Origin of the sequence: Kitasatospora sp. NPDC048540 (assembly GCF_040651175.1) — a bacterium.
Taxonomy (GTDB): Bacteria; Actinomycetota; Actinomycetes; order Streptomycetales; family Streptomycetaceae; genus Kitasatospora.
Window position 1 is genome coordinate 1 of the sequence record NZ_JBEZIR010000104.1, and the last position, 12,240, is coordinate 12,240.

At 74.1% G+C, this 12,240-nt stretch carries 10 protein-coding genes; 3 read left to right on the forward strand and 7 right to left on the reverse strand.

From position 1 onward, the window contains the following. Positions 1 to 825, reverse strand: an 825-nt coding sequence (locus AB0D08_RS30475) for a proline dehydrogenase family protein (protein WP_359893411.1), incomplete at its 3' end; no start/stop codon positions are given. Between the two features lie 88 nt (positions 826 to 913). Then, positions 914 to 2,542 (reverse strand): L-glutamate gamma-semialdehyde dehydrogenase, encoded by a 1,629-nt coding sequence (gene pruA / locus AB0D08_RS30480; protein WP_359893413.1) that lies wholly within the window; start codon positions 2,540 to 2,542, stop codon positions 914 to 916. A 154-nt stretch (positions 2,543 to 2,696) separates the two neighbouring features. Here pruA and AB0D08_RS30485 point away from each other — a divergent pair, with 154 nt between their 5' ends. Further along, positions 2,697 to 4,310: a helix-turn-helix domain-containing protein gene (locus tag AB0D08_RS30485; protein WP_233289009.1), complete on the forward strand. Its 1,614-nt coding sequence runs from the start codon at positions 2,697 to 2,699 to the stop codon at positions 4,308 to 4,310. 43 nt (positions 4,311 to 4,353) lie between these two features. On the opposite strand, the gene AB0D08_RS30490 is transcribed toward AB0D08_RS30485, so the two are convergent. Both AB0D08_RS30490 and AB0D08_RS30495 read right to left on the reverse strand, forming a co-directional pair. After that, the gene (locus tag AB0D08_RS30490; RefSeq protein ID WP_033820170.1) at positions 4,354 to 5,835 is read right to left on the reverse strand and encodes an alkaline phosphatase PhoX; all 1,482 of its coding nucleotides are present in this window, start codon (positions 5,833 to 5,835) and stop codon (positions 4,354 to 4,356) included. Positions 5,836 to 6,075: 240 nt separating this feature from the next. After that, positions 6,076 to 7,293, reverse strand: coding sequence for a hypothetical protein (locus tag AB0D08_RS30495; RefSeq protein WP_033820169.1), 1,218 nt, complete (start codon positions 7,291 to 7,293; stop codon positions 6,076 to 6,078). A 202-nt stretch (positions 7,294 to 7,495) separates the two neighbouring features. On the opposite strand from AB0D08_RS30495, the gene AB0D08_RS30500 reads away from it, so the two are divergent. Then, complete coding sequence (locus AB0D08_RS30500; protein ID WP_033820168.1) at positions 7,496 to 7,939, forward strand: VOC family protein; 444 nt, start codon at positions 7,496 to 7,498, stop codon at positions 7,937 to 7,939. A gap of 88 nt (positions 7,940 to 8,027) precedes the next feature. On the opposite strand, the gene AB0D08_RS30505 is transcribed toward AB0D08_RS30500, so the two are convergent. Beyond that, positions 8,028 to 9,644 carry a hypothetical protein gene (locus AB0D08_RS30505; protein ID WP_359893416.1) on the reverse strand — a complete coding sequence of 539 codons (1,617 nt, stop codon included), beginning with the start codon at positions 9,642 to 9,644 and terminating at the stop codon, positions 8,028 to 8,030. Positions 9,645 to 9,942: 298 nt separating this feature from the next. Between AB0D08_RS30505 and AB0D08_RS30510 the strand changes: the two genes are divergently transcribed. Further along, on the forward strand, positions 9,943 to 11,274 hold the full coding sequence (locus tag AB0D08_RS30510; RefSeq protein WP_051812267.1) for an MFS transporter: 1,332 nt from the start codon (positions 9,943 to 9,945) through the stop codon (positions 11,272 to 11,274). A 74-nt stretch (positions 11,275 to 11,348) separates the two neighbouring features. Here the strand turns inward: AB0D08_RS30510 and AB0D08_RS30515 are convergent, their stop codons facing one another. Both AB0D08_RS30515 and sufU read right to left on the reverse strand, forming a co-directional pair. Continuing rightward, a complete protein-coding gene (locus tag AB0D08_RS30515) occupies positions 11,349 to 11,765 on the reverse strand; it encodes a metal-sulfur cluster assembly factor (RefSeq protein ID WP_082526475.1) in 417 nt (138 codons plus the stop codon). A 22-nt stretch (positions 11,766 to 11,787) separates the two neighbouring features. Continuing rightward, entirely contained in the window at positions 11,788 to 12,240 is a 453-nt protein-coding gene (gene sufU, locus AB0D08_RS30520; RefSeq protein WP_033820167.1) for a Fe-S cluster assembly sulfur transfer protein SufU, read from the reverse strand.

A 12,240-nucleotide genomic window follows, 5' to 3' on the forward strand; every position in this document is an offset into this window, starting at 1 on the left:
GACCCGCATGGTGTTGCCGGCCTCGGCGAGCCGCAGCTGCTCCTCCGGGCGGATGCCGAACAGCATCTGGTACTCGAAGCTGTCGCGGGCGCGCCCGTTCCACTCGGCCAGCTGGCCGGCGATCTTGATCATGTTGGGGTCGTGGGAGGCGATCATCGGGTAGCCCTCGCCCGCCATCAGGACCTTGAGCGCCCGGACGTACGCCAGGTCGACCTCGTGCTTGCCCTGGAAGGCGACCGACTCGGGCTCCTTGTAGGCGCCCTTGCACAGCCGGACCCGGGAGCCGGCCGCCGCGAACTCGCGGCAGTCGGCCTCGGTGCGCCGCAGGTAGGCCTGGAGCACCACGCCGAGCCACGGGAAGTCCGCGCGCAGCTCGCGGGCGATGGCGAGGGTGGAGTCGGTGGTGGTGTGGTCCTCCATGTCCAGGGTGACCGTGGTGCCGACGGCCGCCGCCGCCTCGCAGATCCGCCGGGCGTTCTCCAGCGCGATCTTCTCGCCGTCCACCGGCAGGAACTGGCCGACCGCGGACAGCTTCACCGAGACCTCGGCGTCGGCCGCGAGGCCGGTCTCCCCGAGCGCGGCGAGCAGGTGCTCGTACGCCTCGGCGGTGCCGGCCGCCTGGTCGGCGTCCTTGGTGTCCTCGCCGAGGTGGTCGAGCGTCACCTTGCGGCCGGTGGCGACCAGTTCGTCGGTGGCGGAGATGCCCTGGTCGAGCAGCTCGCCGGCGACGAAGCGCTCGACTATGGCGTGGGTGGGCGGGAACTTCTCGACCAGGGTGCGCACCTGCGGGGAGCGGGACGCGGCGAGGAGGGCGGAACGGAGCATCGGTACTCCTGGAGACTCTTCAGACGTTCGACGGAGAGTAGGGGGTGGGCCGGCGGCTGAGGGTGGGCCGCCGGCCCGGGGCGGGAGGTCAGCCCATGTGCGGGTAGCGGTAGTCCGTCGGCGGGACGAACGTCTCCTTGATGGACCTGGTCGAGGTCCACCGCATCAGGTTCTGCTTGGCGCCGGCCTTGTCGTTGGTGCCGGAGGCCCGGCCGCCGCCGAAGGGCTGCTGGCCGACGACGGCGCCGGTCGGCTTGTCGTTGATGTAGAAGTTGCCGGCCGCGTGGCGCAGCACCTGCATGGCGTGCTCGATCGCCGCCCGGTCCTGGGCGATGATCGCGCCGGTCAGGCCGTAGCTGGAGACGGACTCCATCTGGGCCAGCATCCGTTCGTAGTCCTCGTCCTGGTAGACGTGCACGGCGAGGATCGGGCCGAAGTACTCGTCGCGGAAGTACTCGCTCGCCGGGTCCTCGCAGACCAGCACGGTCGGGCGGATGAAGTAGCCGACCGAGTCGTCGTAGCTGCCGCCGGCCAGGATCTCGACCTTCGGGTCGGCCTTGGCGCGGTCGATGGCGGCCTTGTTCTTGGCGAACGAGCGGTCGTCGATGACGGCGCTCATGAAGTTCGACAGGTCGGTGACGTCGCCCATGGTGAGCCACTCGACCTCGTCGCGGAAGTCGTCCTTGATCTCGGCCCAGATCGAGGCCGGGACGTAGGCGCGGGACAGCGCCGAGCACTTCTGGCCCTGGAACTCGAAGGCACCGCGGGTCATCGCGGTCTTCAGCACCGCCCGGTCGGCGGACGGGTGGGCGACCAGGAAGTCCTTGCCGCCGGTCTCGCCGACGATCCGCGGGTAGGTGCGGTAGCCGGCGATGTTGTTGCCGACCTCGCGCCACAGGTGCTGGAAGGTGGCGGTGGAGCCGGTGAAGTGGATGCCCGCCAGGTCCGGGTGGGTGAGGGCGACCTCGGAGACGGCCAGGCCGTCACCGGTGACCATGTTGATGACGCCCTTGGGCAGGCCGGCCGCCTCCAGCAGCTGCATCAGCAGGTGCGCGGAGTACTGCTGGGTCGGGGACGGCTTCCACAGCACCACGTTGCCCATCAGGGCCGGGGCGGTGGGCAGGTTGCCCGCGATGGCGGTGAAGTTGAAGGGCGTGATCGCGTAGACGAAGCCCTCCAGCGCGCGGTGGTCGCTGCGGTTCCACACGCCGTCCGAGGAGACCGGCTGCTCGGCGATGATCTGGCGGGCGAAGTGCACGTTGAAGCGCAGGAAGTCGATCAGCTCGCAGGAGGAATCGATCTCCGCCTGCTGGGCCGTCTTCGACTGGTTGAGCATGGTGGCGGCGGCCAGCGTCTCGCGCCAGGGGCCGGCCAGCAGGTCCGCGGCCTTCAGGAAGATCGCGGCCCGCGAGTCGAAGGAGAGCGCCTGCCAGGCCGGGGCGGCGGCCAGGGCAGCGTCAATGGCGTCACGCGCGTCGTCCTGGGTGGCGTTGCGCAGCGTGCCGAGCCGTGCCGCGTGGTTGTGCGGCTGAACAACGTGGATCTCCGAGCCGCCGCCCATCCGGCGCTCCCCGTTGATCGTCATGGTCAGCTGGATCGGCTCCTGGCCGCCCAGCTCCTTCAGCTTGGCCTCCAGGCGGGCCCGTTCCGGGCTGCCGGGGGCGTAGCTGCGGACCGGCTCGTTCACCGGCGCGGGGACCTGGGTCACAGCATCCATGGTGGCGCGCTCTCCTTCGAGTCGTGGGCGGGGAGCCGACGCGGGTCACACGGCGGCCATGGACGAACGCTAAACCCGTGGACGGGGGCACTTGATTGGCCTGGCGGCTAAAGTCATCCGGACGGAGTTGTCCGACCGGATGAAGGAGGGCCCGATGACCGCGCCCGCCCCCGCCGGCGGCATCCCGCTGCGCCGTCTGCTGATGTCGCTGGGCGAGCCGCTGGTCGAGCTGCAGGCCGCCCCCGCGGGGCTGGACGTGCCGGTGCTGGACGTGGCGATCCTCGACCCGGAGGACACCGCCACCGCCTCCCCGGGCGAGCTGGTGCTGGCGATCGGCGCGCGCGGCCGGGCCGCACTGCCCGCGCTGCGGGCCGCCGGACGGGCCGGGGCGGCGGCCGTGGCGGTGAAGCTGGACGCACCGGGCCAGGCGGACGCGCTGCGCGAGGCGGCCACCGAGGCGGGCGTGGCGCTGCTGTCGGTCCGCCGGGAGACCCGCTGGGAGCACCTGGACTCGCTGGCCCGGGCGATCATCGCCGGGCCGGATGCCCCCATCCCGTCCGAGCCGAACGCGGGCGACCTGTTCTCACTGGCCCAGACGGTCGCGGTACTGACCGGCGGCATCGTCTCCATCGAGGACACCTCCAGCCGGGTGCTCGCCTACTCCCGCTCCTCGGACACCGACGAGGTGGACGACCTGCGGCGGCTGTCCATCCTGGGCTGGCAGGGCCCCGAGCCGTACCTGTCCAAGCTGCGCGAGTGGGGCGTGTTCCAGCACCTGCGCGGCTCGGACGGCGTGATCGAGATCGACGCCCACCCGGAGCTCGGCATCCGCCGCCGGCTGGCGATCGGGATCCGGGCGGGCGCGCAGCCGCTCGGCACCATCTGGGTGCAGGAGGGGTCGCGGCCGCTGGCGCCGCTGGCCGAGCAGGCGCTGGTGGGGGCGGCCCGGGTGGCGGCGGCCCAGCTGATCCGGCGCCGGCGCGAGCTGTCGGCGGACGTCCGGCTGACCAGGACCCTGCTCACCGGCCTGCTGGAGGGCTCGACCGGCCCGCAGTCGCTCGCCACCCACCTGGGCCTGGGCCTGCGCCGCCCGGCCACCGTGCTGGCGTACGCGGCCGGGCAGGGCCCCGACCGGGAGCTGACCCGGGCCGAGGTGACCGGCCTGATCTCGGTGCACACCGCGGCCCGGCACCGCGGCGCGCAGCTCGCCCCGATCGAGGACCGGGTGTACGTGCTGCTGCCCGAACTGCCGCCGGCCCTGCCGATCGCGACCTTGCGCAGCTGGGCGCAGGAGGTGGTGGCGGCGGCCCGCGAGCACCTCGGCGTGGAGCTGCGGGCGGCGATCGGCCCGACGGTCGACGGCCTGGCGGCGGTCCCCGAGTCCCGGGCGCAGGCCGACCGGATCCTGGACGCGATGGGCCGCGGCGGGGTCGACCTGGAGGTGGCCGCGCTGAGCGACGTGCAGGCCGAGGTGCTGGTCAGCGAGGTGCTGGCGCTGCTGCAGGAGCGCGGCGGGCTGCGCGACCCGCGGCTGACCGAGCTGGCCGAGTACGACCGGCGGCACGGCACCCGGCTGGCCGAGTCGGTGCTGGCCTGGTTGGACGCGCTGGGCGAGGTGCGGGTGGCCGCCGACGCCCTGCACATCCACCCCAACACGCTGCGCTACCGGGTCCGCCGGGCCGAGCAGTTGACCGGGATCGACCTGGCGCAGCCGCAGCAGCGGCTGCTGGCGATGCTGCAACTGCGGCTGCCCGCCGAGGACGCCTGACGGGTCCTCGGCGGGCAGCCGCCGGAGCCGGGCCGGTTCGGGCTCAGTAGTCGTAGCCGTGGCCGCGGCGGTGCTGCAGGCGCCACCACGGGCCGGTGATCGCGACCATGATGCCGGGGACCTGGATGTTGGCGAACAGCGTCTCGCCGTCGTCCGAGAAGGTCACCCCGGTGAACTCGCTGAACTCGGGCTTCTCGGCGGTGCCGATGTTCAGGTCGTTGCGGGCGATCGGGTAGGTCCGGCCCTCCTCGGTGGTGCCGAACAGGTGGGACTGGCCCTCGCCGTCCTCGGCGATGACCAGGCCGCCGTAGGGGGAGACGGTGATGTTGTCCGGGCCGTCGAAGTTGCCGTGGTCGCCCATCACGTCGGTGTTGAGGCCGAGCAGCACCTTGAGGGTGATGGTGCGGCGGGCCGGGTTGTAGAACCAGACCTGGCCGTCGTGCTGCACCGGGCTCTCGGTACGGGCGAAGCTGGAGACGAAGTAGAAGCCGCCGTCACCCCACCACATGCCCTCCAGCTTGCGGGCGCGGGTGACCTGGCCGTCGGTGAACTGCTTGCGCACGGAGACCGTCTGCGCGTCCCGGTCGGGGACGTTCACCCAGTCCACGCCGTAGGTGGTGCCGACCTTGACGGCCCGGGAGAGGTCGTCGATGAAGGTGCCGTGCGAGTCGAAGACCTTGAAGGCCTCCAGCCTGCCCGCGTCGGCGGCCAGGGTGCGCAGCCTGCCCTTGCCGTGGCGGAAGCCGGCCGGCGGGGTCCAGCGGAACAGCAGGCCGTTCGGGTTGGAGGCATCCTCGGTCAGGTAGAGGTGGCCGCGCTTCTGGTCCACCACGACCGCCTCGTGGGCGTAGCGGCCCAGCGCCTTGATCGGCTGCGGGTCGCGGTTGGCCGCCTGGTCGTACGGGTCGACCTCGAAGATGTAGCCGTGGTCCTTGGTGAAGCCGTTCTTGCCGGCCTTGTCCTCGGTCTCCTCGCCGGACAGCCAGGTGCCCCACGGGGTGGCGCCACCCGCGCAGTTGGTCGCGGTGCCGGCGATGCCGACCCACTCGGTGACCTTCCTGCCGCCCTGGCGGACCTCGACCACGGTGCAGCCGCCGGCCGCGCCCGGGTCGTAGACGTGGCCCTCCAGCAGCGGCACCGGGTGCGGCCAGTTGCTGCGCGCGCCGGCCAGCTCGTGGTTGTTGACCAGCAGGGTGCCGCCGTGCTTGCCGGGGAAGGCGGCGGTGCCGTCGTGGTTGCTCGGGGTGGACTCGCCGGTGACCAGCTTGGTCTTCCCGGTGTAGGTGATGACCTGGTACTTGAAGCCGTGCGGCAGGGCCAGGATGCCGGCCGGGTCCTTGATCAGCTCGCCGTAGCCGGTGGCGCGGCGGGCGGCCTCGACCGACTCGGCCGCCGGGGCCTCGCCGCCGCTCGGGGCGGCGATCGCGCCGGGCGCGGTGGCCAGCACCTCGGCGCTGCCGGCCACCAGCACGCCGGCGCCGAGGAGGGTGGAACGGTTGACGAAGTCCCGACGGGACAGCGGCATATCGGTCACTCCTGTGGGATGGCCGCCGCCGGGTGCCCGGTGTGCGGCTGAGGGGTCTTCGACGGAGACCGCCGACGCCCAGCAGGCTGGGCCCGCGGGGTGAACCGCAGGTGAATCCGACACTTCGTCAGCGTGGTGATTTGCCAACCTTATGCAGACCCATGACCATCCCTTTACCGCGGCCGCCCGGACGGGTACGCTCCCGTACCGGGCCTCGCGCCGGCCGCCGCCGGCACCCCGTCAGTGCTGGATCCGCCCGAGCCGCCACTGCTCCCAGGCCGTCAGCCAGGCCTCCTCGGAGCCCGCCGGCTGCTCCGGCGCCCCGCCACCCGACCAGAGCCGGTCCCAGGCGCGCTGGGCCGGCAGGCTGGGCACCTCACTGGCGAACACCGTGTACCGGATGACCTCCTCGACCGCCGCCTGCCCCTCCGCGGTACCCACCAGCCAGTCGGTGTTCTGCGCCAGCCTGGTCAGCTGGTTGACCATCGCGCTGACCGCCTCGGTGGCCTCGTCCCGGCTCTCCGAGGCCAGCCGCATCTGCTGGCGGACGGCCGCCTCCCAGCGCAGCGTGCCCGCCTCGCCGCGCAGCCGGCGCGGCAGCCGCGGCGCCCGCCGGGAGCGGATCTGCGCCTCCATCGCGACCACCTCGCTGACGCCGTGCTCGACCACCGCGCGGTGCGCCTCCAGACCCGAGACCGGCGCCAGCACCCGCTCCTCCAGCGGCACGTCCTCGACCCGCTGACGGACCGCCAGCCGCCGCAGCAGCGCGGTGCGGCCCAGCACGTAGCGGTCGAAGTCCTCGATCCGGCGCAGCTCGATGCCGCCGGGCGGCACGCCCCGGCCGGTGACCGTGACGGTGATGCCGTCCACCCGCAGCCGCCCGGCCCACACCGGCCTGGCCTCGGAGTCGGGGCGGCGGTCCTCGTGGATCTGCACCGCCCGCGGCTCGCCCTCGACGGTGATCCACTCGCGCATCGCCCGGACCCGGCCGGGGCCGTCGCCCTCGTCGATGTCCAGCTGTTCGTAGACCCGGTCGCGCTCGTCCTCGACCACGTCCTCCAGCTCGGGCAGCGACCGCTCGCGCTCGGCGCCGGGACGGTAGGTGCGCACGGTGACGTACGGGCCGTCGGCCGAGCTCCAGTCGCCGGAGCGGACCTCGATCCAGCCCACCCGGCCGTCGCAGACCTCGTACTCGGCGAGGGCGTCGCGGTCCGCGCCGGGGAGGGTGCGGGCCGCCTCCACGGCCGGGAGCAGCGTGCCGGACGCCCCGCCCGCGGGCTCACCGGCAGCACGCGGGGGCGTGCCGCCCGCCTCGCGCGCCGGGACGGTCTCGTTCACCCCCCGCTCCACGCCGTACACCGGGAAGTCCGCCTCACCCAGGACCCGGCGGTTGTACTCCTCGTGGTCCGCGTAGAAGTCCTCGGGATCCTGGGGTCCGCTCGTGCGCTGCCTCGTCATTCTCTGCCGCACCCCCGCGTACTAGCCTCGCCTGTGGTCCACCGGGCGGCGGCCGGGCCGTGGCCCGCCACCAGCGCCGCGTCCGCAACACCATACGGCCCAGCCCCCTGCTGGGCCATCAGCTTCCCCCGTACGGTTGCCAGATCTGACGGTCGGCCGCGCCGGGACCCGGATGTCAGTAGCCTTGCCTACGCTGTGCGCCATGACCGCACCCAGTGCCTTCCCCGCCCGGATCAGCATCGTCACCCTGGGCGTCGCCGACCTCGCCCGCAGCGCCGCCTTCTACGAGGCCCTGGGCTGGCAGCGGTCCACCGCCTCCAGCCCGGAGATCGTCTGGTTCCGCACCGCCGACTCCGCGCTCGGGCTGTTCCCGGCGGAGGAGCTGGCGGCCGACGCCGGGGTCCCCTCCGGCGGGGAGCCGAGCTTCCGCGGCGTCACCCTGGCGGTCAACCTGGAGTCCCCCGAGCTGGTGGACGCCGCGCTCGCCACCGCCGTGGAGGCCGGCGCGACGGTGGTCAAGCCGCCGGCCGCCACCGGCTGGGGCGGCTACTCCGGGTACTTCGAGGACCTGGACGGCCACCTCTGGGAGCTGGCCCACAACCCGTTCTTCCCGTTCACCGCGGCCGGCCAGCTCGACCTGCCCTGACCTGCCCCGGCCAACCCCGGCCCGGCGGGCGACGGCGGCCCGCCCACGGCCGCCGCCGTCGCCCGCCGGGTCCCGGCCCCGGCCCCGGCTAGCGCTGCTGCGACCGCGCCCGGAAGGCGGCCTTCCGGGCCTCCTTGGCCACCGCCCGGTCCAGGTGCAGCTCCCCCACGATCTCCAGCACCTGCGCGGTGTAGGGGTGCTCGACCCGCCACAGCTCACCGAAGTAGCTGGCCGGGTTGTCGGTCACCGGCAGGCCCGCGACCAGCTCCCGCAGCCGGCCCGCGTCCCCCTCGCTGGTCAGCATCACGGCGGCGAACGAGTCCACCGCGGTCCACAGCGCGACCGGCCGCTCGGGCGCCGCGATCTCCACCCCCTGGGCCCGCAGCCAGGCCCGGGCGGCGCCGCCCAGCTCCGGGTCGTCCACCACCTCCAGCACGGCCGGCCGGGCCGGCTCCCCGAGCTCCTCCAGCGCCACCCCGCACAGCATCCGGCGCACCGGGCTCTGCGGGTCCTGGCCGCGCGCGGCGGCCAGCAGCTCCCGGGCGGCGGCGACGGGCTCGCGGCCGCTCAGCCAGGCCGCCAGCTCCCGGTCGGGCAGCACGTTGGCGGACTCCGTGATGCCGCGCAGCAGCGTCTCGGCGTCACCTTCGGCGAGGTCACCGACCAGCGGGGCGTCGTATCCCAGCTCCATCAGCCACTCGCGGACCGCGTACTGGCCGAGCGGGGTCAGCCGGACCGTGCCGAACCGGGCGGCCTCCGCCTCGTCCGGCTCCGCGCCCCCGGCGACCGCCGGCGCCGTCCCGGCCTCCTCGGCGTCCTCCTCCTCGAACAGCTCCGGGTCGATCGGCCGGTGCTCCAGCAGGCCGAGCTCGGCCAGGTCGCCCAGCATCGGGTCGAGCGCCACCATCACGTCGGTGATCTCGCCCAGCATCTCCTCGTCCGGCTCCTCGCCCTCCGGCACCACCAGCAGCGCGGCCAGCACGCCGAGCGGCACCGTCTCCTCGCCCGGGTCGGCGAAGGCGGTCATCTCGTAGAGCACCTGCAGCGCCTCGTCGAGCAGCTCGGCGGCGGCCTCGCGGGCCTGCTCCACGTCGGCGAGGCCGTCCTCGTCGGCGTCCTCCTCGTCGCCGTCGCCCTCCGGGGCCAGCGAGTCGGCCTCGGCGGCCAGCTCCCGCATGATCCCGGCGGCGTCCAGCCACAGACCCAGCACCACCGACGGATCGCCCTGCTCGACGGCGTCCAGGTCCGGGCCGGGGATGGCCGCGTGCTCGCCCTCGGCGGTGGTGCCGGTCTCCACCAGGTCGAGGTCGCAGGCCAGCGCCCAGGCCCGCATCGCCTCGACCACGGCCTCCTCCGCCACCTCGCCCTCGGCCGGCGCCAGTCCGAGCAGCCGGGCCGCGGCCTCCCGGTCGCCGTCGGCCAGGTCGCCGAACTCGTCCACCGGGCGGTGCGGCTGCGTCCAGCGGGCCAGCTTGACCGCGTACGAGATCAGCGGCACCGCCAGCGCGGCGGCCACCAGCTCGGCGTCCGGCGGCAGGCTGACCGGCGGCACCAGCACCGCGGAGTCGTCCAGGTCCTCGTCGTCGCTGCCGCGGGCCCCGTACAGGTCGGCCAGGTCGAAATCGGCGGGCAGCAGGCCCTCGCCTGGCTCGCCGCCCCCGGCGGCGGACGGGTGGTCAGGGGTGTTGCGGCTTCGTCCGGCCATCGTTGCGCGATCTCCCGTGGTGACGGTGGGCACTGCCGGACCGATCGCTGTGTGTCGGCCCGTCCACCCAGCGTATCGGCCTGGCACACCCGATGCCCGGCCTACCGGGGGCACGGCGCCGACCGGCTGCTGCGAGCACGTATCCTTCGCTGGGCACCTCGCACACCCCGCGCGGGCCCGACGGGCGACGAAGCCCACCTCCCCTTTTGCTCACCCCGCCCCAACCGGGCCGCCGAGCCGTGCCACCACCCCGGGCCGGACGGGTCCCGGTGGTGCCCGGCCACAGGAGACCCCTGCCATGGCGGACCTCTCCCCCGCCGGCTCCGGAACCGTCCGGTTCCCCGGCAGCCGACTGTCGGAGGCCCTCCTCCCCCCGGAGCTCGCGCCCCGCGCCCAGCTCCGGCTCTCCGCGATCAGCCGCTGGAACGCGCTGCGCGGCATCCGCGTCGGCCTGGTCGCCGCCGCCCTGCTGCTGATGCTGATCGGCGCCAACCTGGCCACCCCGGTCTACCCGGTGCTCGCCGCGCGGTTCGGCTTCGACCCGGTCGCCGTCACCGGGCTGTTCGCGGTCTACGTCTTCGCCCTGATCCCGGTGCTGGCCGCGGTCGGCCACTGGTCCGACCACCTCGGCCGGCGCGCGCTGATCCTGCCCGCCATCGCGCTGGCCGCCGCCGGCGACGTGCTCTTCGCCACTGCCGGCAGCTTCTGGCAGCTGGCCGCCGGGCGCGCCGTCCAGGGCATCGCGGTCGGCCTGTCCACCGGCGCGGCCGGCGCGGCCCTCGGCGACCTGCTGCCCGGCCACCCCACGCTGGCCGCCAAGCTGACCCTGGCGTGCTCGGCCGGCGGCGTGGCGATCGGCCCGATCATCGGCGCCGCGCTCTCCGGCGGGGAGCACCCCCTGCTCACCCCGTTCCTGCTGCACGCCGTCGCGCTGCTGGCGCTGTGCGTGCCGCTGGCGCTGGTGCACCCGCGGATGCCCGGGCGGGAGCGGCCGCCGGCCTCCCCGCCACGGATCACCACCCCCGCGCACCTGCGCCCGCAGCGGCTGCGGCTGCCCCGGCAGGGCCGCCGGGAGTTCCTGCTGGCCGCCGGCGCCGGCTTCACCTCGTACGCCGTGTTCGGGGTCTACCTGAGCCTGGCCCCCGCGGTGTCGGCGACGCTGCTGCACACCCCCTCCCGGATGACCGGCGCGGTGGTGGCGGCACTGCTGCTCGGCTCCTCCGCGGCGGTCCAGCTGCTGGTGCCGCCGACCTCGGACCGACTGGTGATCGCGCTCGGGATGACCGGGCTGGCGGCCGGGCTCGGCCTGGTGGTCGCCGCGCTGTACACCGGGACCCCGGCGCTGCTGTTCATCGGCAGCGTGCTCGGCGGGGCCTGCCAGGGCGTGGCGTTCCGGTCCCTGTTCACCGGCGCGGTCGGGGCGATGAACCCCGAGCGCCGGGGCAGCGAGCTGTCCGCCCTGTGGGTGATCGTCTACCTGGGCAGCTCGCTGCCGGTGGTCGCGGTCGGCGCGCTGACCCGCCACTACGGCCTGCTGCCGGCGGTCAGCGGCTTCGCCGGCCTGGCCGCGCTGGCCTGCCTCGGCATGGCGGCGGCGGTCCGCCCGCCGCGCGTGGCGCGCGGCGACTGACACCCCCGCAACGCCCGACGGGCCCCGTCCTCCTCGCGGAGGGCGGGGCCCGTCGTGGTGCGTGCGGTGGTGGATCAGACGTTGAAGCCGAGCGCCCGCAGCTGGTCGCGGCCGTCGTCGGTGATCTTGTCCGGGCCCCACGGCGGCATCCAGACCCAGTTGATCCGCAGGTCCTGCACCAGACCCTCGGTGGCGGTCTTCGCCTGGTCCTCGATGACGTCGGTCAGCGGGCAGGCCGCCGAGGTGAGCGTCATGTCGATGGTGGCCACGTCGGACTCGTCGATGTGGATGCCGTAGATCAGGCCCAGGTTGACCACGTCGATCCCCAGCTCGGGGTCGACGACGTCCATCAGGGCCTCGGTGAGGTCCTCGACGGAGACGGTGCCCGCCGTGGTGCCGACGATGACCGTCGGGCCCTCGGCGGCGGCCTCGGGGGCGGTGGCCGCGGGGGCCTTCGCCTCCTCGGCCGCGGTGGTCTCGGTGTCGCTCATGTGTACGCCCTCCTCGGGCAGGTCAGTCGTTGATGGCGGGCTGCTCGGCCAGCGCCTTGGCGGTGGCGTCCTTCCAGGCCATCCAGCTGAGCAGGGCGCACTTGACCCGGGCCGGGTACTTGGAGACGCCGGCGAACGCGACCGCGTCCTCCAGCACCTCCTCGTCGCCCTCGCCCTGGCCCTTGCTCTGCATCAGCTCCAGGAAGGCCTCCTGCACAGCCTGGGCGTCGCCCACGGACTTGCCGACCACCAGGTCGTTCAGCACCGAGGCGCTGGCCTGGCTGATCGAGCAGCCCTGCGACTCGTAGGAGACGTCGGCCACGGTGGCACCCTCGAGCCGCACCCGCAGGGTGATCTCGTCACCGCAGGTCGGGTTGACGTGGTGCACCTCGGCGTCCCCGGCCCGCAGCCCCTTGCCGTGGGGGTTGCGGTAGTGGTCCAGGATGATCTCCTGGTACATCGAGTCGAGCTTCAT